The sequence below is a fragment of the Microbacterium sp. A84 genome, assembly GCF_051842815.1.
Classification (GTDB): domain Bacteria; phylum Actinomycetota; class Actinomycetes; order Actinomycetales; family Microbacteriaceae; genus Microbacterium.
In genome coordinates, this window is record NZ_JBPXMS010000003.1 from 69214 (window position 1) to 94983 (window position 25770).

Sequence of the window (25770 nt, forward strand, 5' to 3'; positions counted from 1 at the left end):
GCCGCAGAGAATCTGTCAGCCGCGCAGGGCGAGCACGAACGGCAGCACCTCGGTCGCGCCCGCCTGACGGAGGACGCGAGCGGCAACCGTCAGCGTCCACCGACTGTCGGCCTGGTCATCGACGAGCAGGATCGGACCAGCAGGGATATCGAGACCATCGGCGGTGAAATGGTCCCAGAGCCCAGCGAGGCGAAATACGCTGTTGCCGCCCGGTTGGCCGGTCGGGCCTCCATTCGCATGACCCAACGCCCCGATGTAGGGCAGTCGCCCAACCTCGGCGAGTCCTCGAGCCAGCGAATCGACAAGGAGCGGCCGGGAGCGCGACGGCATGGCAACGACAGCGACCGGACGCTCTGTCCACCCCCACTGCGCGAGCACCCGAACGCACCCGGCGAGCATCTGCGGCGAGATCGGCTCGTCGGGAGCGCCGGCTGCGAACAGCGTACGCAACGTGCCACCCCATCCGAGGTCGGTCAGCCGGGCGAGCGCCCGACCCTCGCCGGCTTGCTCGGCGGCGGAGATGCGTCCCTTGACGGGGACTCCGAGACGGCCGGCGCCCGTGGGCCACGCACGTCGCGGCTCGACGGGGATGCCAACCTTGTCGAGCGACTCTGTCGCCGCGGCGGTCGCGATCGCCCTGATCTCACGGGGGAACCAGATGCCCGCACAGTTGTCGCACCGCCCGCACGGCACTGCCGTGTCGTCGTCGAGTGAACGCTGGAGGAACTCCATCCGGCATCCATCGGTCTGCTCGTACTCGATCATGTGCCGCTGCTCGGCGAGACGCTCGGCGGCGATGCGCTCGTACCGCTCCGCGTCATAGACCCATGGCGCACCGGTGGCGACCCAGCCGCCCTGCACCCGGCGCACAGCACCATCGACGTCAAGCACCTTGAGTAGCAGCTCGAGCGGCGTGCGGCGGATGTCGACCATCGCCTCGAGCGCAGGGGTCGAGATCGGCTGGTCCCCGAGCGCGGCGATCACGCGCTCGGCACGCTCCTGATTCGGCATGGATGCCGTCGCGAAGTAGTGCCATATGTCACGGTCTTCGACGCCGGGCAGGAGGAGTACGTCAGCGCTCTCACTCGCACGGCCCGCACGACCGACCTGCTGGTAGTACGCGACAGGTGACGAGGGTGCCCCGAGATGCAACACGAATCCGAGGTCGGGTTTATCGAAGCCCATACCGAGCGCGCTGGTCGCGACGAGGGCCTTCACCTCGTTGCGTTTCAGCATGCCCTCGGATTCCATGCGCTCATCCGTGTCGGTCTGACCGGTGTAGGCGCGCACCTCGTGGCCGCGTTCGCGCAGCAGGCGGGCGGTATCGACCGCCGCCGCCACCGTGAGCGTATAGATGATCCCAGAGCCAGGCAGATCATCGAGATGACTGAGCAGCCATGCCAGACGACTCGAGGCATCGGGCAACCGCAGCACCCCGAGCCGCAGGGATGCACGGGCAAGAGGTCCGCGAATGGTGAGAACCTCGGGCCCGGTGTCGCCGCCCGCGCCGCCTGTGCCGAGCTGCTCGGCGACATCCGCCACGACGCGACTGTTCGCAGTCGCCGTCGTGGCGAGCACAGGCACCTCCGCGGGCATCTGCGCGATGAGGTCGCGCAGCCGCCGGTAGTCGGGGCGGAAGTCGTGCCCCCAATCGCTGATGCAGTGCGCCTCATCGACGACGAGCATGCCGATGCGCTTCACAAGCGCCGGCAGTTGCTGCTCACGGAAAGCAGGGTTGTTGAGCCGCTCCGGCGAGACCAGCAACACGTCGACCTCATCGCGTTCGAGGCTGGCGAGCACATCGCTCCACTCGTGCGCGTTCGTCGAGTTGATCGCGACCGCACGAACGCCGGCCCGCTCGGCTGCAGCGATCTGGTCGCGCATGAGCGCCAGCAGGGGCGAGACAAGCACGGTCGGACCCGCTCCCTGCCTACGCAGCAGCAGGGTCGCGACGAAGTACACCGCGGACTTACCCCACCCGGTTCGCTGCACGACGAGCGCCCGCCGGCGCTCAGCGACCAGCGCCTCGATCGCTTCGTACTGCCCGTCGTGAAACGAGACGTCCGGGCGCCCCACGAGGTCGCGCAACGCGGCGAGGGCAGCGGCGCGGGTGTCCGATGCCTGTTCGGGTGAGCGCGGCGCGTCGAATGTCATGTCTCCACTCTGCCTCACGCGACCGACATCGCGTTCGCCCCTCACGTCGCCTCGGCCGAACGAGCTTTGCGCTCCACGATCCACTGTGCGAGAATAACTAAACGATCGGTCAGTAAAGACGTGCATGGCAAAGGAGCCGAACATGACCGCCCCCGAAGGTCCTTCGTCCGTCGAGGAGGAATACTCCGACGAACAGCGCCGCTTCGACGAAATCATCGCGGCCGATTCCCGCATCGAGCCGCGCGATTGGATGCCGGATGCCTACCGCCGTGCGCTGATCCGCCAGATCTCCCAGCATGCGCACTCCGAGATCATCGGCATGCAACCGGAGGGCAACTGGATTACGAGGGCGCCGAGCCTGAAGCGCAAGGCGATCCTGATGGCGAAGGTGCAGGACGAAGCAGGCCATGGCCTCTACCTCTACTCGGCAGCCCAAACCCTCGGCATCACCCGCGAGGAGATGACGGAACAGCTCATCACCGGCAGGGCGAAGTACTCGTCGATCTTCAACTACCCCACCCCGACCTGGGCGGATATGGGTGCGATCGGCTGGCTCGTCGACGGCGCCGCGATCTGCAACCAGGTGCCGTTGTGCCGGGCATCCTATGGTCCGTATGCGCGAGCGATGATCCGTGTCTGCAAGGAGGAGTCCTTCCACCAGCGGCAGGGTTTCGAGATTCTGCTCACCCTCATGAAGGGCACGGATGCGCAGCGGAAGATGGCGCAGGATGCCGTGGACCGCTGGTACTGGCCCAGCCTGATGATGTTCGGGCCGCCCGACGGCGACTCTCCGAACTCGGCGCAGTCGATGGCGTGGAACATCAAGCGCTTCTCGAACGATGAGCTGCGTCAACGCTTCATCGGGATGCTGGTGCCGCAAGCCGAGATCCTCGGCGTCACTCTGCCGGACCCCGCTCTGCACTTCGATGAAGAGACGCAGGAGCACATCGGCGGCGAGATCGACTGGACCGAGTTCTTCGAGGTGCTCGGCGGCAACGGTCCGATGAATGCTGAGCGGCTGCGCGCGCGCCGTGAGGCACACGAAGAGGGCGCATGGGTGCGCGAGGCTGCTTCGGAGTACGCCCGAAAGCAAGAGCTGCGCGCTGCGAAGGCTGTGGCGTGATGGCGACGCCCGGCATCGACAACACAGAGCTCTGGCCGCTCTGGGAGGTGTTCGTGCGCGCGAACCGAGGTATGAGTCACGTGCACGCGGGCTCCTTGCACGCGCCGGATGCCGAACTCGCGATCCGAAACGCCCGCGACCTGTACACGCGGCGCGGCGAGGGCACTTCGATCTGGGTCGTGCCGGCGGATGCCATCACCACGAGCGATCCGGATGCCAAGGGCGCGTTCTTCGAGAGCCCCGCAGGCAAGAACTATCGCCACGCGGTGTACTACACCGCATCCGAGGGGGTGCCCCACCTATGACTGACCCAAGCGACAACGTGCGACCCCTCCCGCATGGCGCAGTCACGGTGGATGCACTCGATCTCGCCGCAGAGCTGACGGGAGCCGACGCGTCGGTCACCACGGCAGCCACCGCCGAGTATGCGCTCTGGCTCGGCGATGACGCCCTGATCCTCGCTCAGCGACTCGGTGCGTGGATCGCGCACGGTCCCGAACTCGAAGAGGACGTCGCGCTCGGCAACATCGCGCTCGACCTACTCGGCCATGCACGCTCCCTGCTGCATTACGCCGGCACCGCCGACGGCCGAAGCGAAGACGACCTGGCGTACTTCCGCGATGAATCGGAGTTCCGCAGCGCGTGGCTGTTCGAGCAGCCCAACGGCGACTTCGCACAGACGATCGCGCGGCAGCTCGCGGCATCCGCCTACATGTTCGAGTTGTACTCGGCATTGCGCTCTTCGACGGATGCGACGCTCGCCGCAGTCGCCGAGAAGGCGCTGAAAGAGGTCGACTACCACCGCGATCACGCCGTGCAGTGGACGCTGCGCCTGGCCGGCGGAACCGCAGAATCTCGCCGCCGGATGCTCCGCGCGATCGGGGATGTCTGGCCGTACGTCGAAGAACTGTTCCGAGACGAACCGCTGATCGACGACCTCGACGGGATCGCGGTGCGCCCCTCCACGCTGAGTGCCGGCTTCGACGCCGTGATCGCAGCGGTGTTCGCCGAGGCCGCGCTCGAGATTCCCGATGCGCGCGCATCGGCAGGCGGCGGGCGCCGCGGAAGCCACTTCCCCGAGATGGGGCATCTGCTCGCCGAGATGCAGGTGCTGGCGAGGCAGCATCCGGGGGCATCATGGTGACCACCACGAAACGGGCGGATGCCTGGCGGATCGCCGCGACCGTCACCGACCCAGAGATCCCTGTCCTCACGATCGAGGATCTCGGCGTGCTCCGCGAGGTCGTTGTCGACGGCGAGCGCGTGATCGTCACGCTCACCCCCACCTACAGCGGATGCCCCGCGCTCGACGCCATGCGCGATGACGTCGTGCTCGCACTGACCGCGGCCGGATTCGACAACGTCGAGGTGCGCACGACTCTGTCACCCGCGTGGACGACCGATTGGATGACGGATGCCGGAAAGCAGAAGCTCCGCGACTACGGCATCGCTCCGCCACATGCCCGCGCGGCGCTCGGGCAGGGTCTGATCGGGCAGGGTCCGATCCGCCTCCGGCTCGGGGTGAAGTGTCCGTGCTGCGGATCCCTCGACACCCACGAAGCCTCCCGCTTCGGCTCGACATCCTGCAAGTCGCTCTTCGAGTGCCGCGCCTGCCTCGAACCCTTCGATCACTTCAAAGCGCTATGAACACCGGGCTGATGAGTACGACCGTGCGCCGCCGAGGGCGCTTCCATGAACTCCTGGTTTCTGAGGTCAGACCGCTGACCCCGGAGAGCATCGAGGTGACCTTCACCGTGCCGCCGGAGCTGCAGAGCGACTACGAATACCTACCGGGGCAGTACGTCGCGCTGCGCGCACACGTTGACGGACGGGAAGTTCGGCGTAGCTATTCGATCTGCCGCGCGCCGTCCCTCGGCCAGATCAGTGTGGGGATCAAGCGCGACATCGGTGGGCTGTTCTCCGTCTGGGCACACGAGCACCTGGCTCCCGGCGACCGCATCGAGGTCATGAGTCCGGAGGGGAGCTTCACGACGAATCTCCCCGACCTCGACGGTGCACACATCGCGGGTATCGCAGCGGGATCGGGCATCACACCGATGATGTCGCTGGCCGCTCATGTGCTGGCGTCCTCGCCCACAGCGCAGGTCAGCCTCGTTTACACGAACCGTGCCACGCAGGACGTCATGTTCCTCGACGAGCTCGCCGACCTGAAGGATCGCTACCCAGCCCGCCTCGCTCTGCATCATGTGCTCTCCCGCGAGCAGCGCACCGCTCCTCTGCTCTCCGGTCGCATCGACGCGGAGAAGCTCGGCGCGATCCTCGACGGACTGCTGCCGCCGGCCACCGTCACCGAGTGGTTCCTGTGCGGGCCGTTCGATCTCGTCGCGTTGTGCCGCGAGACGCTCGAGCGTCGCGGCGTGCCCTCCTCCAGCATCCGTTTCGAGCTTTTCACAAGCGATGCCGACGGTCCGCGCGTCGACCGAGGGCGCCCCGTCATCGTCAACGCGGGCGACGAGGTGCGCCGCATCGAGTTCACCCTCGATGGGCTGTCATCCACTGTGGAGTCCCCGGTCGCCGCCAATGAGGCAATTTTGGATGCTGCGCTGCGTGTGCGCGGTGACGTGCCGTTCGCGTGCGCCGGCGGAGTCTGCGGCACGTGCCGCGCACGACTCGTGGAGGGAGAGGTGCGTATGACGCAGAACTTCGCCCTCGAGCCGGACGAGCTCGAGCGCGGCTATGTGCTGACCTGCCAGTCCCATCCGACGACGAAGACCGTTGTCGTCGACTACGACACGTGATTGAAGGAGTTCGCATGATCGATCTGACCATCATCGAAGGTGTGGCCCATGTGATGCTCAATGCGCCCGAGAAGCGCAACGCGCTCGACGAGCAGGCGCTGGCCGACCTCGGATCGGCCTACGACGAGGCCGAGGCGGCAGGCGTCCGCGCGCTCGTGCTGCGCGGCGAGGGAGCAGGATTCTGCGCCGGCCGCGACATCGCCGGAGTCGACCCCGCGACCGACGACGTGACCGGTTACCTCGACGGCCTCGTGACTCCGCTGCTCAAGAAGATGTCCGCGTTCCCGGCACCGACCTTCGCTGCCGCCCACGGCGCCTGCCTCGGCGTCGGGCTCGGCCTGCTGATCGCCACGGACGTCGTCTACGTCGCCGACACCGCGAAAATCGGTTCCCCCTTCGCCGCGCTCGGCGCGACGCTCGATTCAGGCGGGCACGCGCTGTTCTACGAACGTCTCGGCGCGCACAGGACACTCGATCTCATCTACACCGGCAGGCTCATGAGCGGCACGGAAGCGGTCGACGCGGGACTGTTCTCCCAGGTGCTCCCGTCCGCTGATGTCATCTCCACGACTCTTGTCGCGGCATCCGGCGCCGCTGCAGGCGCGACGCAGGCGTTCCTGGCCAGTAAGCGACTCATCGCACGACTGCGCGACGAGCGGCTCGCGCTCTGGGATGCCGTGACCGCGGAGAACGCGAACCAGGCGGCGCTCCGCGACACCGCCGACTACCGCGAAGGCTTCGCCGCGTTCCAGCAGAAGCGGAAGCCGGAGTTCACCGGCCGCTGAGCGGCGGGACTTCCGCGTGGATTCCGGGGGCGATCCGTCCCACAGTGCGTGAGGCCACGACGCCGGCGATGGCGTATACCAGCGCGGCGATCCACCCGATGACGACGGCGAACATCGCGGCACCGAAGAGCGCGCCGGTCACAGCGGCGTTCAGGCCCCAGGTGGAGAGGACAGAGCCGAAGGGCGGGGAGTCGCCGCCGTCCGCGAGGGTGAACATGATCCCGAGCAGTCCACCCCAGACGACCCAGCTCGCGATGTTGTAGCCCCGACGCGTGCTGCGTCCGGCCTTCGCATCACGATCGAAGGCGACGATGATCGGCGGGATGTACATCGCGATGATGACGAACGGTGCGGCGAATATGCCGATGAATGTCATCCAGCCCATCGGTGCGCCCAGCACCCCTCGTCCGAACAGGACCATCAGCGGCAGCAGCACGGGTGCGATCCACTGGAAGACGCGAACGAACCGGCCGGAAAGTCTCATGCCGCCGAGACTAGCGCACGGTGGCGGCATCTCGCATCCGGCGTCGAGAACACGCAAACCGTCCTTCCCGAGCGTGGGGAAGGACGGTTTGTGTGTTCTCGGCTGCGCCGGATACCGCCAGCCCTGAGACGCGGCGCTAGAGCGCGCGGAGGATGTCGTCGACGCGCTCCTTGGCGTCGCCGAACAGCATCTGCGCGTTGTCGCGGAAGAACAGCGGGTTCTGCACGCCGGCGTAACCGGAGGCCATTGAGCGCTTGAACACGATGACGTTCTCGGCTTCCCACACCCGCAGGACCGGCATCCCGGCGATGGGGCTGGAAGGATCCTCGGCCGCAGCGGGGTTGACCGTGTCGTTCGCGCCGATCACGAGCACGACGGCAGTGGATGCCAGATCATCGTTGACTTCGTCCATCTCGAGGACGATGTCGTACGGCACCTTGGCCTCCGCCAGCAGCACATTCATGTGTCCAGGCAGGCGACCAGCGACCGGGTGAATGCCGAACCGCACGTCCACTCCTCGGTCGCGCAGCTTCTGGGTGAGCTCGGCGACCGGATACTGCGCCTGCGCAACGGCCATGCCGTAGCCGGGCGTGATCACAACGGTCGAGGCGTCTCTGAGCATGTCGGCGACGGATGCCGCATCGATCTCACGGTGCTCGCCATGGTCGACCTCGTCACCCTTGGGCGCGGCGATGCCGAAGCCTCCGGCGATCACCGAGATGAAGGAGCGGTTCATCGCCTTGCACATGATGAACGACAGGTACGCACCGGAGGAACCCACCAGGGCGCCGGTGACGATGAGCAAGTCATTGTTCAGCAGGAAGCCCGCTGCCGCAGCCGCCCAGCCCGAGTAGCTGTTGAGCATCGAGACGACGACCGGCATATCGCCACCGCCGATCGATGCGACCAGGTGCCAGCCGAGAGCGAGCGAGAGCAGCGTCACGACGATGAGCAGCCCGAGCCCTGGGGCAATCACGTACCAGACGGTCAGCGCGATGAAAACGGCGATCGCACCGAGGTTCAGCACGTTCTTGCCCGGCAGCATGAGCGGTTTCGAGGACATCCTCCCGGAGAGCTTCAGGAACGCGACGATGGAGCCGGTGAGGGTCACTCCACCGATGAAGATGCCGATGAACACCTCACCGTGATGGATGTCGGCCAGCGCGCCGGTGTACTCGGGAGCGGCGAGGTGCCCGTTCCAGCCGACCAGTACTGCGGCCAGACCGACGAAGCTGTGCAGCAGCGCGATGAGTTCTGGCATCCCGGTCATCTCGACCTTGCGTGCCCGCCAGAGACCAATGGCCGCGCCGACCAGCATCGCCACGACCAGCAGCACCAGTCCGATGACCGCATGCGGCTCACCCCACGCACCCTGGAACGTGACCCAGACCGTCGCGACAAGCGCGATGACCATACCGGCGATGCCATAGCCGACACCTGAGCGAGCAGTGTCGTGCCGGCTGAGACCGGCAAGACTCATGATGAACAGCAGCGCCGCGACGATGTACGCGGCTCCGGCGACCGACGCCGAAATCTCGATGGCGCTCATCGGCGGGCCCCCTTGTCAGCAGACTGCTCTGGGCCCTTGGAGAACATCTTCAGCATCCTTCTGGTCACCGCGAACCCACCGAAGATATTGATGGATGCCACCAGCACAGCCACTGCGGAGACGATCTGCACCACGATGTTCGGGCTCGCGATCTGCACGACCGCGCCGACCACGATGATGCCGGAGATGGCGTTCGTGACGCTCATCAGCGGAGTGTGCAGCGCGTGCGCCACCTTGCCGATCACGTAGAAGCCGATCACGATCGACAGCAGCAGCACCGTGAAGTGCTGCGGCAGCGGCGCAGGGGCGACCGCGTTCACCAGGAACAGGGCAGCGATGCCCACGACGATCAGCGCTGCCTTGCCCCGAGCGCCGAGCGCACGCTTCGGTGCGACCGGCACAGCTGCGACGGCTGCGGCTACAGGAGCCGCCGATACCTGCACGGCCGGCGGGGGCCAAGTCTCTTGACCGCCCCGCACCACGGTCACCGCCCGCTGCACGACATCATCGAAATCGAGCGTGAGCTGGCCGTCCTTCTCAGGAGTCAACAGCTTCAGCAGGTTGACCAGGTTCGTGCCGTACAGCTGCGAGGCCTGGGTGGGCAGACGCCCGGCCAGGTCGGTGTAGCCGAGGATGACCACACCGTTCGCAGTCACGAAACGCTCTCCGGCGACCGAGCCCTCGACGTTGCCGCCCTGCGCCGCCGCCATATCGACGATGACGCTGCCCGGCTTCATGCTGGCGACGTCTGCCGCAGTGATCAGTCGAGGAGCCGCACGCCCCGGGATCAGCGCCGTGGTGATGATGATGTCGACATCGGCAGCCTGCTCGGAATACAGCTCGGCGGCCCGACGATTGTAGGCCTCACTGGTCGCCTTGGCGTAACCGTCAGAGGAGACCTCCTTCTGCTCATCAGGAACGATGACCTCGAGATACGTCCCACCGATCGACTTCACCTGATCGGCGACCTCCGGGCGAGGATCAGTCGCGCGCACGATTGCGCCGAGACTTGAGGCCGCACCGATGGCCGCGAGTCCGGCGACACCCGCACCGGCGACCAGCACCTTCGCCGGCGGCACCTTGCCGGCCGCGGTCACCTGACCGGTGAAGAAGCGTCCGAACTCATTCGCTGCCTCGATCACCGCACGGTAACCGGAGATGTTCGACATCGAGCTCAGCACATCCATCGACTGGGCGCGCGAGATACGCGGCACGGCGTCCAGCGCGAGCGCGGTGATGCCCCGCGTCGCGAGAGCCTGACGCAACTCCGGCTTCAGGTTCGGGCTGAGCTGAGCGATCAACGTCGCGCTGTCCGCGATGCGCGAGATCTCGGCATCCGTCGGGGCGTTCACCTTCAACAGAATCGGCGATACCCAGGCCTCATCAGCGTCGACGATCGTCGCACCGGCTGCCGCATACGCATCATCCGGGTAAGCGGATGCCACACCCGCACCCCGCTCGACCGCAACCTCGTATCCGAGTCCCCGCAGCGCGCCCACAGTCTGTGGCGTCGCGGCGACTCTCGTCTCACCGCTCTGTTCTGTCACGATGCCAATTCGCATCATTCACTGCTCCCTTGCACGTCGCGGGCCATCAGCCGGCCACCCAGATCGGGCCGGCGCGGGGCACTTGACTTACGACCATATTGGGCCGGAGGTGCAGGTTCGGCAAGGATTACGACCATCGGACTCGAAAGAATCGCACTCTTTGAGGTTTGCGAAAGTCGGACGGGCGTTCCAGCACCGGTCGCACGCGTGGCGAGACGGAAAACCCGGCTCCGAAGGCACTCGAAGCCAGGTTTTCCATCCCGCGTCAGCAGCGGGCGTCAGTCCTCGATCAGCTCCGCCTCAACGACGTCGTCCTCGACATCAGGCGGCCCATCGCTGGTCAGCACCAGCCCCGCCCCGTCTGCAGACATATCCACGCGCACGGTGTCTCCGTCGCGCACGCCACCGGAGAGCAGCGCCGTGGCCAGCTTGTTCTGCACCTCGTTCTGGATGAGCCGGCGCAGCGGACGCGCGCCATACACCGGGTCATATCCGCGCTCGGCAAGCCACGCTCGAGCATCCGGAGTGACTGCGAGCGTCAGTCGGCGCTCACGCAGCCGTGTCTGCAGGTGGTCGATCGACAGCTCCACGATCTGAGCGAGATCGTCCTCCGTGAGCGACTGGAAGATGACGATGTCGTCGAGGCGGTTCACGAACTCCGGCTTGAATGCCTGGCGCACCAGCGCCATGACACTGTCGCGCTTGTCGTCGAGCGACATCGTCGGATCGATCAGAATCGGCGAGCCCAGGTTCGAGGTGAGGATCAGGATGACATTCGAGAAGTCGACCGTCCGTCCCTGGCCGTCGGTCATGCGACCGTCGTCCATGACCTGCAACAGCACGTCGAACACTTCCGGATGCGCCTTCTCGACCTCATCCAGCAACACGACGCTGTACGGGCGGCGCCGCACGGCCTCGGTCAACTGACCGCCCTGCTCATAACCGATGTAGCCGGGAGGGGCGCCCACAAGCCTGGACACCGAGTGCTTCTCGCCGTACTCCGACATGTCGATGCGCACCATGGCGTGCTCATCATCGAAGAGGAACTCGGCGAGCGCCTTGGCGAGCTCGGTCTTTCCGACACCCGTCGGGCCGAGGAACAGGAACGATCCAGTCGGGCGACCAGGGTCGCTGATACCCGCACGCGAGCGGCGCACCGCATCCGCAACCGCGCCGACGGCCTCTTTCTGGCCGATCAGTCGCTTGCCGAGCTCGGCCTCCAGATGCAGCAGCTTCTCGCTTTCGCCCTGCAGAAGGCGGCCGACCGGGATGCCAGTCCACGCCGCAATGACGCCGGCGATGTCCTCTTCGGTGACCTGGTCATTGACCATGCGCCCCTCACCGTCGCCGTCACCCTCGGACTGCTCTGCCGCGAACACTTCGCGTTCGAGCGCCGGGATCTCCCCGTACAGCAGCCGGGAGGCCTTCTCGAGATTGCCCTCACGCTGGGCGCGGTCAGCATCGCTGCGGGCGGCATCCAATCGGGCCTTAAGGTCGCCGACCTTGTTCAGCGAGGCGCGTTCGCGCTCCCACCGCTCCTGCAACTCGCCGAGTTGGGCCTGCTTCACGGACAGGTCTTCGCGGAGCACGGCGAGACGCTCCTTGGATGCGGCGTCCTTCTCCTTCTTGAGAGCGAGCTCTTCGAGCTTCAGCCGGTCGACATACCGGCGCAGCTCGTCGATCTCGACCGGCGCCGAGTCGATCTCCATGCGCAACCTGGATGCCGCCTCATCGATCAGGTCGATCGCCTTGTCTGGTAGCTGACGCGAGGGAATATACCGGTTCGACAGGGCTGCCGCGGCGACCAGCGCGCTGTCTGAAATGGCGACCTTGTGGTGCGCTTCGTAGCGCTCCTTGAGTCCGCGCAGGATCGCGATGGTGTCTTCCACCGTTGGCTCACCGACATAGACCTGCTGGAAGCGACGCTCGAGCGCAGCATCCTTCTCGATGAACTCGCGGTATTCGTTGAGTGTGGTGGCACCGATCAGGCGCAGCTCACCGCGGGCGAGCATGGGCTTGAGCATGTTGGATGCTGCGACCGACCCCTCGCCGCCACCGGCGCCCATCAGCGTGTGCAGCTCGTCGATGAAGGTGATGACCTGACCGTCGGATTCGGTGATCTCCTTGAGGACCTGCTTCAGCCGCTCCTCGAACTGGCCCCGATACATGGCACCCGCAACGAGAGCGGAGATGTCGAGGGTGATGACCTCTTTGCCCTTGAGTGACTCCGCGACGTCCCCCGCGACGATCCGCTGCGCCAGCCCCTCGACCACGGCCGTCTTGCCGACGCCTGGTTCACCGATGAGCACGGGGTTGTTCTTCGTGCGCCTGGTCAGCACCTGGCTGACGCGACGAATCTCGCTGTCACGGCCGATCACCGGGTCAAGCTTGCCCTGGCGGGCGCGGTCGGTCAGATTGATGCCGAACTGCTCGAGCGCGGACTGCTGGTCATCCTGTGCGGGGTTGGTCATCGCTTCCTCCTGGAAAGCTCCTCTTCAAAGTTGAGTGATCTTGACTCAACTTTATCTCAACGGCGCGCCGCGCGCACGGCATCCCAGATCACGCGGGCAACCTCGCGCTTGGAACCTTCAGCGGATGCCACGACCGCTCCCTCTGCGCCGATGATCTCCACCGCATTGTCTGGCTTCTCGAAGCCGTGATCGGCGTCCGCGAGGTTCACGGCGAGCAGGTCGACACCCTTGCGCTCGCGCTTGCGCCGGGCACGCTCGCGCCGCTCCTCCGGGTCGCGCAGCGTCTCTGCGGCGAAGGCCACGATGATCTGACCATGCGGGCGAGAGGCGGCAAGGCCTGCCACGATGTCCTCGTTCTCAACGAGGTCGATGCTCGTGAGCGCGCCATCCTCCTTGGTCAGCTTCTGGTCGGACGCGGATGCTGGACGATAGTCGGCGACCGCCGCGGTCATGATGACGACAGTGGCGGATGCCGCGGCATCCCTCATCGCCTCGCCGAGCTGCGCTGCGGTGCCAACCGGATGCACGCGAATATGCGGATGCCGCGCCCCGGCAAGCACGTCGGCCGCGATGTTCGCGGCGACCAGATCAACCATGGCGCCGCGGGCTGCGGCTTCCGCGGCGAGCGCGACGCCCTGCTTCCCGCTGGAGCGATTGCCAAGAAAGCGCACCGGATCGATCGGCTCGCGCGTGCCGCCGGCCGAGACGACCACCCGGAGACCTGCGAGATCCTGCGGCGCGAGCAGCGCAAGGGCGGATTCGACGATGTCCTCGGGTTCGAGCATCCGTCCTGGTCCCGAGTCACCGCCGGTCAGCTCGCCGTCGCCCGGCCCCAGCACGTGCACGCCGCGCTCGCGCAGGACCCTGATGTTGGCCTGCGTTGCCGGATGCCGCCACATCCCCGTGTGCATAGCCGGGGCGATCGCGACCGGCGCCGTTGTCGCCAGCAGCGTCGTGCCGAGAAGATCATCGGCAAGCCCCGCGGTCATCTTCGCGATCGTGTTCGCTGTGGCCGGGGCGATGATCACGAGCTCGGCGGCCTGACCGAGAGCGACGTGCCGCACCTTCGCCACGTCGTCGTGCACACTCGTTGTGACCGGATTGCGGCTGATCGCCTCCCACGTCGGTGCGCCCACGAACCGCAGCGCATCGTCGGTCGGAATCACCGTGACGTCGTGACCCGCCTTGATCAGTAGGCGCACGAGGTGAACGGTCTTGTACGCGGCGATGCCGCCTGTGACTCCGACGACGATGTTCATGCCTTGATTCTGCCTGAGCGGCGACCTCTGCGGGGCAGGTCGTTCCACTTCGATGCTAAACAGGGCATATGTCTCCCACTTCCATGCGCGTGGCCAGCTTCGACCGGTACGGCCCCCCTGAGGTGCTCCATGAGGTGTCGACACCGCGTCCACGGGTGCGACCGGGAGAAGTCCTGATTCGAGTGCGTGCCCTCTCCGTAAACGGCATCGACCTGGCGATGCGCGCAGGGAAAATGCGGCCATTCAGCGGCAACCGATTCCCGAAGCGGATCGGTCTCGATGTCGTGGGCGAGGTCGTCGAACCGGGCTCCTCCCGCTTCTCCGTCGGGGATCTCGTATGGGGTATCGGCGGGCTTGCCGCCGCCACCGCCGCAGAATATGTGTCGATCGCACCCGACCGGATCGATCATGTGCCCGCTGGATTGAATGCTGTCCAGGCGGCCGCCCTTCCCGTCGGCACGACCGCGATCACCGCATTGCGCGACAAGGCCGCTCTCGCCCCGGGAGAACGACTGCTGGTACGCGGAGCCACCGGTGGAGTCGGCTACGTGGCCGTGCAACTCGGGAAGGCGATGGGCGCTCACGTGACGGGTTTGGCCAGCGCCCCCAATCTGGATTTGGTGCGCGAACTGGGAGCGGATGAAGCGATCGATTACCGCGACCCAGGTGATCTCGGACAGTTCGACGTCGTGCTGGACACTGTGGGCACCGACCTTGCCGCGTTCCGCCGACTGCTCACTCCGAGCGGCCGGATGGTCACCATCTCGATCGATTTCGGGCATCCAGCTCGCGCACTCAGCCACCTCGCGGCGCACTCGCTGCGACGCACCCGCTGGACGCGATTCTTCAGCGGCGATCCGCGAACGCCACTGTTGGCCGAACTCGGCAGATGGGTCTCCGCCGGTGCGATTCGCCCACAGGTCGACCGCGTGTTTCCGCTGTCAGACGTCGCGGGCGCGCACCGCGCGCTGGAGCATGGCGGCGTGCGCGGCAAAATCGTGATCGAGATCTGAGCGCACGCTTGTTGCGAAACGCGACAGCATGGCACTTAGACTGACCGCGTGTGCACCGTCGTGATCGATGTCGCTGAACCCGGAGGTTCGCGTCTGCTGGCGATCCGTGATGAAGACCCCGAACGTGCGTGGGATTCGCTGGGCCCGTGGTGGCCGGACGCTTATCCGGGAGTGATCGGCATCCGCGACCGGCGGGCGGGTGGCGCCTGGCTCGCCGCTGATCCGACAACCCGACGCCTCGCCGTACTCCTGAACCGGGCAGACGCTCTCGACCTTCCCGAAGACCAGGTGCTCACCCGCGGCAGTTTGGCTCTGGAGTCAGTTGCCGGACGGTCTCCCGTGGCGCCACTGGCGATGCACGGATTCAATCTGCTCGAAGTCGGACCAGACTCCGCTCGGGTGCTGTCCTGGGACGGTCAGACTCTGCGCGAGACGCCCGTTCCTCAGGGCGTGCACATGATCGCGCACGATGGGCTGGATGATCCGGCCACCGCCCGCATCGCGCGCTGGCTGCCGGAGTTCCGCGCTCACGCCGCCCGGACGGATGCCTGGGAGAGCGAGTGGATTGATCTGCTCGCGGCATCCACCGCCCTTGACCCCACCGACGATGCGGCGATCATCCGCGACAACCGGCCGCACGGCTATCCGACCCAGTCACTGCTGTACTGCGTCGCGGCCGTCAACCATTCAGGGGTCGAGGTACACGAAACCCCTCTGCCGATGCCTGGGCACTGGTAGCTCAGGCCGCAGACTCATCCGCGATGCAGGCGAACCGCGCACGGTATGCGGTCGGCGTCGTTGCGAGCACGCGCGCGAAGTTCTGCCGCAGCACGGCGGCCGAGCCAAACCCGCACTCCTGGGCGATCTCATCGAGACCCAGGTCGGTGCGCTCCAGCATCCGCTGGGCGTGAATGATCCGCTGGCGGGCCAACCATGCCGCCGGTGTCGCGCCATGCTCTGCTTTGAAGTGACGCGCGAAGGTACGCGGCGACATATGCGCACGCGAGGCGAGCTGCTCAACAGTCAGGTCCTCGCGCAAGTTTTCCATGGTCCACTCCGTAATCGCGGCAAGCGAGTCGTTCTGCACCGTGGCGATCGGTCGATCGATGTACTGCGCCTGACCACCATCACGCTGCGGCGGCACGACCATGCGCCGTGCGACACGATTCGTGAGTTCGGCGCCGATCTCCTGACGCAGCAGGTGCAGGCAGGCGTCAAGGCCGGCGGCAGTTCCCGCGCTGGTGATAATGCGGCCATCCTGCACGAACAGCACATCGGGGTCGACGTCGATCAGCGGGAACATCGCCGTCATCTCGTCGGTGTACATCCAGTGCGTCGTCGCCCGCCGCCCGTCGAGCACACCTGCCTCTGCAATCACGAATGAGCCACTGCAGACGCTGAGCAACCACGCGCCCCTCGCGTCGGCGTCCCGCACCACATCAAGGATGCGCGAATCGGTGGCTCCCCACCATTTGCGGGGAATCGGACACACGACCACGAGATCGGCCTCATAAGCGAAGGAGAGGTCGTTCTCCACGTTGATGGAGAAGCCCAACTTGGATGCCACCGGTCCGACCTCGGTGGACACGACACGGAAGTCGAAGTTCGGGACGCCGTCATCTGATCGATCAAGGCCGAACGCCTCACAGGCAACGCCGAACTCGAACGGCGCGAAGCCATCTTGGACAATACAGGCGACAGTTCTCATGGTGCTCCTTCGACGGCGAAGTGTGACGATAGCCAGTTTGGCAGTTTTTCGACGATCTATGTCGATTCTGCCACTAGTGGCACGAAAGCAACAGGCGTAGTTTTTCTGCCATGTCCATTATTATCCTGCTCGCAGTACTTGCCCTCGCTGGGCTCATCGCCACTGTCATCGAGCTTCGTCGCGATGGCTTCCACGCCGTGGCCACCGATTGGTCACGCGTCGCCGACCACGACGCCCTCGACAGCGTCGAGGCATCGATCAGCTATCGCTGATGGTTGATCACGGTCTGGTTCCTGACCGCGATCTGATTCCTGGCCGGGATTAGGCTCGACCGCATGAGCGATCCGCAACAGCCCCCGCTTCCGCCGTACGTATCACCCGCTGGCCGGCAGCCCGGTCATCCTGCACAGTCCTCGGCTGCCGCGCAGCCGTATTACCAGAGCCAGCCTCAACAGCCCGCTCACCCCGGTGCGGCCGGACGCAACACACCTGGGCGGGTCGGCTTCATCTTCGGCCTCCTCGGCCTCGGACTGAGCCTGGTGTCGGGCATCGTTGTTCAATTAACGATCAACAGCGACAACTTCTTTCTGATCTCGCTCTTCGCCTCGATCGGCGTAGTGCTCGTGTTCTGCGCCGCGCTGGCCGCGCTGATCTCCGGCATTATCGGCCTTAGGCGGGTCGACGTTCCGCACGGACAGGCGGGTATCGCCGTCGGCCTCGGCATCGCCGGTGTCGCGAGCGGCGTGGTCAGCTTCCTCGTCGGCACACTGTCCATGTTCATCCGCTGACCGGCAGGTTACTGAACAGCGGTTGCACCGCAGGTCAGCGCGACCACACCCACCGGCGTCTGCGTCGCTGGCGCACCGGCACCGCTTCGGGCTCCGGCGGCGGCACGGCCGTGCGATCGCCCGTGACCCAGCGCAACCAAAGCGCATCCGGGTTGCCCTCCAGCACGAGCGCGCGAGTGAGCAGCGTCAGCGGGATCGACAGGATCGCACCGAGCGGGCCGACCACGAAGGTCCAGAAGATCACTGAGAAGAAGCTCAGCGTGAGGCTGAGATCGACCGCGTCGCTGACGAACTTCGGCTGCACGAGCACCTGCAGTACGACATTGACGACGGTGTAGACAATGATCACGCCGAGCAGCAGCGGCCAGCCGCCGACGGCGAACGCGAGGATCGCAGGGGGCACCAGGCCCAGGATGAAACCGACGTTCGGGATGAAGTTCGTCACGAATGCGAGGATCGCCCACACGATGGGTGCGGGCACACCCATCCACCACAGTGCGAGGCCATCGACGATCGCGACGATCGCACCGAAGCTCGCATTGACGATGTAATACCGACGGATGCCGCGGTTCAGCAGGGTGATGCGTCCGATGACGTGGCTGCGCGTGGCACCAAACACGGCTGGCGCGTGACGGTAGCGGGCCGCATCCACAGCCATGAAGATGATGTAGGCGAACACGAAGAACAGTGCGGTGCCCACTGCGACGACCGTGCCACCGACGCTCTGCACCATCTTCAGCAGGTTCGCTGGCGCCAGCAACGACGTCACGGCATCCGTCGCCTCCTGGCCGAATCCGAGCTCGTCCAGCCACGCGACGAACTCGGTGAACTGCTGGATGACTCCACGATCAGAAGTCAGGTCGACCACGAGGCGGGCGAACTGAGTTCCTGCGAACCACAGCAGCGCCCCCATCGCGAGCAGGATGACGTAGGCCAGTGCGATGACGAGAGTCGATCCGAGCCACGTGGGCAATCCGCGGCGGGTCAGCACGCTGCGGGCTGGTTCACAGATCACCACGATCACGATCGCCAGGGCGATGGGCCCGACGATCTCGCGCGCGAAAAAGAGCCCGGCGATGACGATGACGGATGCGGCAAGCGTCAGCAGCACCCGCAGACTCGACGAAAGCATCCGATCGGAGGTCTGCTCAGAGCTGGTCATTCGCCCAGCGTATCGCCCATGGGTTTCATCGCTCGCCGAGCACGCGCTCGTAGATCTCGATCATCGCCGCGGTGCGCGATGACTGGCGGAAGGCCTTTGCCACCTCGGGGTCGGGTGTCGGTGCGGTTCCCGCCACGATGTCGGATGCTGCGCGCCGCAACACGTCGGACAGCTCAGTGATTGAAGGCCCCGGCACTGCCCATAGTCCGCCGCGCAGCTCACCGGCGATGTCCGGGTCGCAGACGATGGTCGGCGTGCCGAGGGCAGCCGCTTCGAACGGCGTCATTCCCTGAGTTTCAAAACCGATGGAAGTCTGCACGACAGCATCCGCCGCAGCGATACGGGCAAGGGTCTCGGCGTAGCTGAGCCGTCCCGCGAACCGTACCCCGTCATGCCCGCGCGCGATCTTCTCGGCGGCGCGCAGCTGGCCGCCTCCGCCGATGATCTCGATGTCGGCGTCCACCTGGGATGCGACAACCGCCTCCAGGAACGGGAGCAGTCTCTTCTCAGGGCTCATCCGCCCGAGCCACACGAAACGCGGGCGCCGCGTGGTGGAGGCATCACGCTCGGCCACACGTGTCTGGGCCAGCAACTCATCGTCGATGCCGTTCCACACCACGTCCACGCTGCCGAAGACCCCGTGCTGTTCGAGCCTGCGCGCGAAGTGACCAGAGGGCGCTGTGACCGCGCTGGATCCCTGTGCAATTCCGCGGAGGAACGCCCAGCCGTCGTTTCCGCCAACCCGCGAGCCGATGCCGTGCATCGTCTGGCGCCGCCACAGATTCAGCACAGCGAGCACCTGCCGGTGCAGCGGAGTGACCGCGGCCATCCCGACATCGACGCGGTTGTGCATGGTGTGCACGACCGGGATGCCGTGACGATGGGCGAAGCGATGCCCGATGAACGCCCCCCAGAAGTCACCCTGCACGTGCACGAGGTCGACGGGCGGCCGGGTTGCGAAAGCACGGTCCAGAAAGCGGTCGGTACGCCGCCCCGGCCACGACATCGAGTACTCACGATCAAGGGTGATCGGAATTGACGGTGTGTCCAGATATCCAGGATCCGTGGTCGCGAGGCCGCGCGCATGCATCTTCGGCGCGACAGCGGTCACAGTATGACCAGCACGTTCGAGGAATCGTCGCTGCAGCCGCATCGACACCTGCGCTCCACCGAGGGATTCGAGGTGCTGATCGCCGAAGAAGACGATGTGCATGGGCTACTCCGGCAGCGGTTCGTCGCGGTAAAGAGCCTCGAACGTGTCGAGGGTGCGGTTAATGTCGTGCACGAGTACGCCGTCCAGCGATGCCTGCTGCATCCGCGCGTACTTTTCCGGCGAGGTAGTCAGCACATCCGTCATCCGTGCCGCGAGCTCGTCGGAATCGCCCGGTTCGAACAGATACCCGTTCTCGCCGCTCTGCACCAGGTGCGGCAGCGCGACGGCATTCGCGGCCACGATCGGCAGCGCCGAGGCCATCGCTTCCATGGTCGCGATGGACTGCAATTCGGCGATCGAGGCGATCACGAACAGGCTCGCGCGCGACAGCAGCGCGCGCAGCTCCGCATCGGTCGTGCGGCCGTGGAAGGTGACGCGGTCAGAGAGACCCAACTCCGCACTCAGCCGCTCGAGATTCTTGCGCTGGTCGCCACCACCGACGATGTCGAACGTGGTCTCGAATGCGGGGTCGAGCTTCGTCATCGCCTGCAGGATGACCTCGACCTGCTTCTCGGCCGTCAGGCGTCCGACGAAGATGATGCGATTCTTCTCGCGTGGGGCGATCACCGGCGTGTACTGCGTGCGATCGATCCCGCAACTGATCGGGATGACGCCCTGCACCTCGATGGTCTGCTCGAGGAAGTCGGCAGCGCGACGCGTCGGGGTCGTGATGGCGCGCGTGAGGTCGAAGGTGCGCTTCGCCTCCCCCAACGCCCACTTCAGTATGAGGTCGTCGATGAACTTGGGGAACATGGAGTGGTCGAGGAGGTTCTCCGCCATCACGTGGTTCGTGGCAATGACCGGGATGCCACGCTCTGCGGCAACGTGCGCGAGACCGCGGCCGATGATGATGTGCGACTGAATGTGCACGATGTCGGGTTTAACACTGTCCAGCACCTTGCGCGCGTAGTGCGTGGATCGCCACGGCCACACAAACCGCAGCCAGTCGTGCGGCATCCACCGCACCGAAGGCAGGCGGTGCATCGTCATCGGCTCGCCCTCGATGACCTCTGTTGCAGGTGTCGCCCGACGATACTTCGTGTTCGGGGCGACGACGTGTACGTCATGGCCACGCTGCACCAGCCCTGCCGCGAGGCGCTCGGCGAAGCGCGCGGCGCCGTTGATGTCAGGGGCGAAGGTGTCGCATCCGATGAGGATCTTCAACGGAGCGTCAGAGGAGGTCACGAATATGCAGCCTTACGGTACGCGGCAAGAAAGGGCCCGGATCCGGGCGCTGGCAACTCTACCGGAGGGGCCTGCAGCACCGCGGAGGCCAGCCGCGGTCGGAGCGCTCACGCAGGGTCATCCTCTACCGTGGGGACATGCGCATCGCCTCATCCGCAGACCCCCAACTCTGGATCCCCGTGACGGAATCGTTCGGCTGGAAGGGACGCCGTCAGCGCAAGGCGGCATTGCGGATGCTGATGGGCCAGGCCATGCAGGCAGGAAACGGGACCGCCCGTCGCGGAACGCGTGTCGGCGCGTGGGCGATCAGCCAGCTCGCGCCGGCGATGATGAAGCGGGCCGACGGGCGCGTGCTGGCGTGGACGTGGAAGGCCGACCCTGAACTCGTCGTCGCCATGGCGACAACTCAGGAGCTCACCAATGAGGTGCGCCGGGCCAGGGCGATGATGCCCATGGAGTACGACGACACCGAATCGTTTCCTTCCCGCCTCGGCGCCGGCGAGAAGCTGGTGATCTCTTTCCCGGAGCAGCCGTCCTCTCCCCCGTTCGCCACCTATACCTGGGACACTGGCACGCACCTGATCACTCTCACGGCCGTCGGCGGCTCTCGGGAGATGTTCGCGACGGTGATTTCGGCGCTCGACGACCTGGCGCGCAGCATCCGCATCGCTGACGACGTCACGGGTGGCGAGACGCCGGGCGTGCTGCGGATCGATCCGGCCTGATTTAGTCTGCGGCGGTGCTTCCGCCGACGATGCCCAGCTCGTAGGCGCGGATCACGGCCTGCACCCGGCTCGTCAGTTCAAGCTTGGTCAGGATACGACCGAAATGCGCTTTCACCGTTGATTCACTCAGGTGGAGCGTTTGCGCGATCTCGGCGTTGGCGAGTCCTCGACCGACCAGGAGGAACACCTCGCGTTCGCGCTCCGATAAGGCGTCGAGCGCCTCATCTGCGCCGCGTTGCACTCCGCTTCCGAGGTGGGGGACGGCCACCTCGATCAGCTTCGCCGTGATGCGCGGCGAAACGACCGCGTCACCGGCCATCACCGTGCGGATCGCCGAGACAAGATCTGCTGGCCGCGTGCTCTTCAGCAGGAAGCCGGCGGCTCCGGCCTGAAGCGCGCCGAACGCGAACTCGTCGAGATCGTATGTGGTCAACACGATCACGCGAGTGTCTGGGAAGGATGCGGTGATCTGACGGGTAGCAGTGATGCCGCCGATGCCCGGCATGCGCACATCCATCAGCACGACATCTGCCTGAAGCCGGGCAGCGGAGATGACCGCCTGCTCTCCATCCGAGGCTTCCCCCACGACGACGATGTCGTCCTCTGCTTCCAGCACGAGCCGGAATCCGTAGCGAACGAGTTCCTGGTCATCCACCAGCAGCACGCGTGTCCGTTCGACCGCCATCACTTCTCCCCCACCATGAGGCGTACGAACACGCGCCATCCTCCAGCCGTCCGAGGCCCGGTTTCTACGATCCCATCGTAGATTGCGGCCCGCTCCCGGATGCCCAGCAGCCCTCGACCCGGATCACGCGGTGTCGCCGCGATGGCGGAGGAGTCCTCCACTGAGATCTCGATCATGGTCGTCGAAAGCACAACGAGCACGCGCACGCCTCGCACATCATTTGCGTGCCGCAGCACGTTGGTGAGGGATTCCTGCACGATTCGGTAGACCGTGAGTTGTGTCACAGGGTCCGCAGGAGCGGATCCGGTTGTCTCCAGGTTCACGGGGAGTCCCGCAGCCAAAAACTCCTCGATCAGCGCGGGCAGTTGCTCGATACTGGGCTGTGGCGCCTGCGCTGTCAGGAGTGAATCCGAGTCGTCACCGCGCACGGTTCCGAGCAGCAGTCGAACTTCGTCGAGAGTGCGACGCCCGGTCTCCGCGACGCGCCTGATGGCCTCTTGCGCCTCTTCCGGCCGTCGGATCGCAATGGCCTGCGCGCCATCCGATACAGCGATCATGACCGCCAGACTGTGCGCGATGACATCGTGCATCTCCCTGGCAATACGTTCGCGCTCCTGCGCGCTCGCGATGCGTGCCTGCTGGTCGCGTTCGTGCTTCATCTGCTCCGCACGTTCCACGAGCGTGGCGACGAAGCGACGGCGGTGGCCGATATTCACGCCGAGGAGCGTCGCGATCAGGGCGATCACCACAATGATCGTCAGGCTGCTCAACCAGGCTTGCACGAGGTCCCGCGTGGCCAAGGGAAGGATCGCTCCCCAAAAAGCCGGGCCGAAACGCGCACGATTGGCGAGGATCCCGGCCCCGGCGATGCCGGCGAACGCCGTAGCCATGAAACCCAGCCATGCGGCTCGCCCGCTGCGGGTGACACCCAGTTCGATGAGAGCGATGACGAGCAGTGCAGCCTCGGCTGCACTGCCCGCGGCGAACGAGAGCAAGGTCAGCACGAGCGCTGCCGCGAAGGCGACGGCCGGCCAGCGGCGGCGAACGAGCAGCGTCGCCACACCACCCGCCAGCAGCACCAGCATGACCCAGAGAGGGCTGTCATGCGGAGCTTCGATTGAGAGACAACCCAGGCCGACGGCGATGAGGACGTACGCGCCGACAAGGATCATGTCTGCGAAGGAGACGCGATCTCCGCCTCCGATGTGCGTTTCGGGCACGACAGGGTGGGGCACCGCCGCAGCGGAACCCCACCCTGAATCTTTACGAATGATCAGGCGTCCCTTCGCTTCAACACGATCGCCCCTGCGGCGAGCGTAACCACTGCCCACACGCTAGCGATGATCCACCCGGCTTCCGTGCTGATATGTCCGGTCCACACGTCCAGGAATGGTCCGCCCTCCGGCACCACGCGGGCCATCGCGTCCCCTGCGTTTCCGAGAAGACTGACGCGCACGATCCTGGAGAACAGCCCGAAGGGCAAAACCGAAGCCATGACAGGACCGAGCAGAGTGGCGACGAAGACGATGATCGACCCCACTGTGGTGGACCGCACCAGAGCGCCGATACCCAGTCCGAAGACCGCACACAGGCCGAGGTAGACGGCGGCACCGAACATCGCCACCCCCACACCCGGCGTACCCAACGGTACCTGCAGACCGAACTCGGCATAGAACGGGAATGACACAGCCCACGCGGTGAACACCGTCACGACGGCGGTGACGGTCACGGACATGAAGACGACGACTGTTTTGGCCCACAGGACGCGTAGACGCGTCGGTGAACCCAGGAGGGTCGGCTGGATCGTGCCAGAGGAATACTCCGAACCGATGGCCATCACGCCAAGAATTCCGGCGATGATCTGGCCGAGGACGACCATCCCTCCCGTCACCTCACCCATGGTGTTCCCCACGATGAGCACGGAAGGCGGCTGAGATGACGCCAGGGTCACGCTGAGGAAGAGTGCACCCCCGACCCCCGTGGCAAAGATTCCGCCGAGTGCCAGGAGCATCGTAGGCAGACTGGTGAGTTTGATCCATTCGGATCGAAGCAGGTCCGAGAAATGCACCCGAGCGTGACGAGCGGTCGCGGACTCGGTCTGAACGTTGAGAGAGGTCATCGGCTCGTTCCATTTCCTGTGGTCGTGGACCGGTATTCGATCGCCTCGGCGGTAAGCGCGAGGTATGCGTCTTCGAGGGAGCCTTCGACGGTGACTATTTCGTGCAGCACGATGCCCGCCGCGGAGGCCGCGTCTGCCACCAACTCCGCGCTCAGCCCGGTGATCTCCGCTGCCCCGTCCGGCGTGGGAGTGACGGTGATGTCGGGGAGTGTCAGCAGCGTCGTCAAGCGGCGAATGTCGCGGGTGCGCACTCGAACCACAGACTGGGTGGAGTCGGCGACAACTTCTCGGATCGGTCCGTCGGCGAGGATCTGTCCTCGCCCCATCACGATCAGATGATCAGCGGTCTGCATCATCTCGCTCATCAGGTGCGAGGAGAGCAGAACGGTGCGCCCTTCCTCTGCGAGGCGGCGCAGGAGCGCACGGATCCAGAGGATACCCTCGGGATCCAAGCCGTTTACCGGTTCGTCGAGAATGATCGTGCCCGGGTCCCCGAGCAGTGCTGATGCGATCCCCAAGCGCTGCCGCATCCCGAGGGAGAATCCGCCGACCTTCTTGCCCGCCACGGATTCGATTCCCGCGATCTCCATCACTTCGTGCACGCGCTGAGCGGAAATACCGTGCGTCGAGGCGATCGCCAGCAGATGCTTGTAGGCGGTGCGTCGTTTGTGGGCCGCCCCTGCGTCGAGGAGGGTTCCTACCTCGCGCAGCGGTGCGGGGAGATCCTGATACCGACGGCCGGCGAACTCCACTGAGCCACTGGTCGGCTTGTCGAGGCCCACCATCATCCGCATCGTGGTGGACTTCCCCGCACCGTTAGGGCCGAGGAACCCGGTCACTTTTCCGGGTTCGATGGTGAAGGAGATTCCGTTGACGGCGGCCTTGTCGCGGTATCGCTTCGTCAGGGATTGAGCTCTGATCATGAGTAGACCTTTCGTATGTCTTCGACGCTACGGAGACATGCGAAAGGACCGCAGTGGCCAGAAGTCCTGACCTCGGCGGCGACCAGTACCCAGGTCTACACCCGGATCGGTCGCCATA

25 protein-coding genes are annotated in these 25770 nt (G+C 65.7%); 11 read left to right on the forward strand and 14 right to left on the reverse strand.

Annotated elements, in window-relative coordinates; genetic code table 11:
- Positions 1-15 precede the first annotated feature (15 nt).
- Positions 16-2154, reverse strand: a complete 2139-nt coding sequence (locus ACSU04_RS12960; RefSeq protein WP_439283006.1) for a DEAD/DEAH box helicase — start codon at positions 2152-2154, stop codon at positions 16-18.
- A 142-nt stretch (positions 2155-2296) separates the two neighbouring features.
- Between ACSU04_RS12960 and paaA the strand changes: the two genes are divergently transcribed.
- From paaA to ACSU04_RS12990, 6 genes are read left to right on the forward strand one after another with little or no spacing between them, the layout of a single operon-like run.
- Positions 2297-3277 (forward strand): 1,2-phenylacetyl-CoA epoxidase subunit PaaA, encoded by a 981-nt coding sequence (gene paaA, locus ACSU04_RS12965; protein WP_439283004.1) that lies wholly within the window; start codon positions 2297-2299, stop codon positions 3275-3277.
- Entirely contained in the window at positions 3277-3582 is a 306-nt protein-coding gene (paaB, locus tag ACSU04_RS12970) for a 1,2-phenylacetyl-CoA epoxidase subunit PaaB (protein ID WP_439283134.1), read from the forward strand. Before paaA ends, paaB begins: the two co-directional genes overlap by 1 nt.
- The gene (gene paaC, locus ACSU04_RS12975; RefSeq protein ID WP_439289831.1) at positions 3579-4421 is read left to right on the forward strand and encodes a 1,2-phenylacetyl-CoA epoxidase subunit PaaC; all 843 of its coding nucleotides are present in this window, start codon (positions 3579-3581) and stop codon (positions 4419-4421) included. Before paaB ends, paaC begins: the two co-directional genes overlap by 4 nt.
- Positions 4415-4924 (forward strand): 1,2-phenylacetyl-CoA epoxidase subunit PaaD, encoded by a 510-nt coding sequence (gene paaD, locus ACSU04_RS12980; protein ID WP_439283000.1) that lies wholly within the window; start codon positions 4415-4417, stop codon positions 4922-4924. The genes paaC and paaD overlap by 7 nt, the downstream gene beginning before the upstream one ends.
- Before the next feature lie 11 nt (positions 4925-4935).
- Positions 4936-6036: a 1,2-phenylacetyl-CoA epoxidase subunit PaaE gene (gene paaE / locus ACSU04_RS12985; protein WP_439282999.1), complete on the forward strand. Its 1101-nt coding sequence runs from the start codon at positions 4936-4938 to the stop codon at positions 6034-6036.
- Between the two features lie 14 nt (positions 6037-6050).
- On the forward strand, positions 6051-6821 hold the full coding sequence (locus ACSU04_RS12990) for an enoyl-CoA hydratase/isomerase family protein (protein ID WP_439289832.1): 771 nt from the start codon (positions 6051-6053) through the stop codon (positions 6819-6821).
- Here ACSU04_RS12990 and ACSU04_RS12995 read toward each other — a convergent pair.
- The 5 genes from ACSU04_RS12995 to coaBC all read right to left on the reverse strand — a co-directional run bounded on the left by ACSU04_RS12995 (position 6808) and on the right by coaBC (position 14131).
- Entirely contained in the window at positions 6808-7305 is a 498-nt protein-coding gene (locus ACSU04_RS12995; RefSeq protein ID WP_439289833.1) for a hypothetical protein, read from the reverse strand. The two genes, ACSU04_RS12990 and ACSU04_RS12995, sit on opposite strands and share 14 nt — an antisense overlap.
- A gap of 136 nt (positions 7306-7441) precedes the next feature.
- Positions 7442-8854, reverse strand: coding sequence for a Re/Si-specific NAD(P)(+) transhydrogenase subunit beta (gene pntB, locus ACSU04_RS13000; protein WP_439289834.1), 1413 nt, complete (start codon positions 8852-8854; stop codon positions 7442-7444).
- Positions 8851-10419, reverse strand: a complete 1569-nt coding sequence (locus ACSU04_RS13005; protein ID WP_439289835.1) for a Re/Si-specific NAD(P)(+) transhydrogenase subunit alpha — start codon at positions 10417-10419, stop codon at positions 8851-8853. The genes pntB and ACSU04_RS13005 overlap by 4 nt, the downstream gene beginning before the upstream one ends.
- Positions 10420-10679: 260 nt before the next feature.
- Positions 10680-12872 (reverse strand): ATP-dependent Clp protease ATP-binding subunit, encoded by a 2193-nt coding sequence (locus ACSU04_RS13010; RefSeq protein WP_439289836.1) that lies wholly within the window; start codon positions 12870-12872, stop codon positions 10680-10682.
- Between the two features lie 56 nt (positions 12873-12928).
- Positions 12929-14131 carry a bifunctional phosphopantothenoylcysteine decarboxylase/phosphopantothenate--cysteine ligase CoaBC gene (gene coaBC / locus ACSU04_RS13015; RefSeq protein WP_439289837.1) on the reverse strand — a complete coding sequence of 401 codons (1203 nt, stop codon included), beginning with the start codon at positions 14129-14131 and terminating at the stop codon, positions 12929-12931.
- 68 nt (positions 14132-14199) lie between these two features.
- Here coaBC and ACSU04_RS13020 point away from each other — a divergent pair, with 68 nt between their 5' ends.
- Together ACSU04_RS13020 and ACSU04_RS13025 are read left to right on the forward strand one after the other, a co-directional pair.
- Entirely contained in the window at positions 14200-15144 is a 945-nt protein-coding gene (locus ACSU04_RS13020) for an NAD(P)-dependent alcohol dehydrogenase (RefSeq protein ID WP_439289838.1), read from the forward strand.
- Between the two features lie 48 nt (positions 15145-15192).
- Complete coding sequence (locus tag ACSU04_RS13025) at positions 15193-15882, forward strand: NRDE family protein (protein ID WP_439289839.1); 690 nt, start codon at positions 15193-15195, stop codon at positions 15880-15882.
- Between the two features lies 1 nt (position 15883).
- Here the strand turns inward: ACSU04_RS13025 and ACSU04_RS13030 are convergent, their stop codons facing one another.
- A complete protein-coding gene (locus ACSU04_RS13030; RefSeq protein WP_439282981.1) occupies positions 15884-16852 on the reverse strand; it encodes a GlxA family transcriptional regulator in 969 nt (322 codons plus the stop codon).
- Between the two features lie 110 nt (positions 16853-16962).
- On the opposite strand from ACSU04_RS13030, the gene ACSU04_RS13035 reads away from it, so the two are divergent.
- Entirely contained in the window at positions 16963-17124 is a 162-nt protein-coding gene (locus ACSU04_RS13035; protein WP_439289840.1) for a hypothetical protein, read from the forward strand.
- A gap of 63 nt (positions 17125-17187) precedes the next feature.
- Positions 17188-17640 (forward strand): hypothetical protein, encoded by a 453-nt coding sequence (locus ACSU04_RS13040; protein WP_439289841.1) that lies wholly within the window; start codon positions 17188-17190, stop codon positions 17638-17640.
- Positions 17641-17674: 34 nt separating this feature from the next.
- Here ACSU04_RS13040 and ACSU04_RS13045 read toward each other — a convergent pair whose 3' ends face one another.
- Genes ACSU04_RS13045 through ACSU04_RS13055 form a run of 3 tightly spaced genes read right to left on the reverse strand, consistent with a single transcriptional unit; the run spans position 17675 to position 21206 of the window.
- Positions 17675-18802 (reverse strand): AI-2E family transporter, encoded by a 1128-nt coding sequence (locus tag ACSU04_RS13045; RefSeq protein ID WP_439289842.1) that lies wholly within the window; start codon positions 18800-18802, stop codon positions 17675-17677.
- 25 nt (positions 18803-18827) lie between these two features.
- Positions 18828-20015, reverse strand: coding sequence for a glycosyltransferase family 4 protein (locus tag ACSU04_RS13050; protein ID WP_439289843.1), 1188 nt, complete (start codon positions 20013-20015; stop codon positions 18828-18830).
- A gap of 3 nt (positions 20016-20018) precedes the next feature.
- A complete protein-coding gene (locus ACSU04_RS13055; RefSeq protein WP_439290111.1) occupies positions 20019-21206 on the reverse strand; it encodes a glycosyltransferase in 1188 nt (395 codons plus the stop codon).
- Between the two features lie 131 nt (positions 21207-21337).
- Between ACSU04_RS13055 and ACSU04_RS13060 the strand changes: the two genes are divergently transcribed.
- Positions 21338-21925: a hypothetical protein gene (locus tag ACSU04_RS13060; protein ID WP_439282972.1), complete on the forward strand. Its 588-nt coding sequence runs from the start codon at positions 21338-21340 to the stop codon at positions 21923-21925.
- Position 21926: 1 nt separating this feature from the next.
- Here ACSU04_RS13060 and ACSU04_RS13065 read toward each other — a convergent pair whose 3' ends face one another.
- Genes ACSU04_RS13065 through ACSU04_RS13080 form a run of 4 tightly spaced genes read right to left on the reverse strand, consistent with a single transcriptional unit; the run spans position 21927 to position 25652 of the window.
- Positions 21927-22610, reverse strand: a complete 684-nt coding sequence (locus ACSU04_RS13065) for a response regulator (RefSeq protein WP_439289844.1) — start codon at positions 22608-22610, stop codon at positions 21927-21929.
- A complete protein-coding gene (locus ACSU04_RS13070; RefSeq protein WP_439289846.1) occupies positions 22610-23830 on the reverse strand; it encodes a sensor histidine kinase in 1221 nt (406 codons plus the stop codon). The genes ACSU04_RS13065 and ACSU04_RS13070 overlap by 1 nt, the downstream gene beginning before the upstream one ends.
- A 53-nt stretch (positions 23831-23883) precedes the next feature.
- Positions 23884-24729: an ABC transporter permease gene (locus ACSU04_RS13075; RefSeq protein ID WP_439289847.1), complete on the reverse strand. Its 846-nt coding sequence runs from the start codon at positions 24727-24729 to the stop codon at positions 23884-23886.
- Entirely contained in the window at positions 24726-25652 is a 927-nt protein-coding gene (locus tag ACSU04_RS13080; RefSeq protein ID WP_439289848.1) for an ABC transporter ATP-binding protein, read from the reverse strand. Before ACSU04_RS13080 ends, ACSU04_RS13075 begins: the two co-directional genes overlap by 4 nt.
- Between the last annotated feature and the right edge of the window lie 118 nt (positions 25653-25770).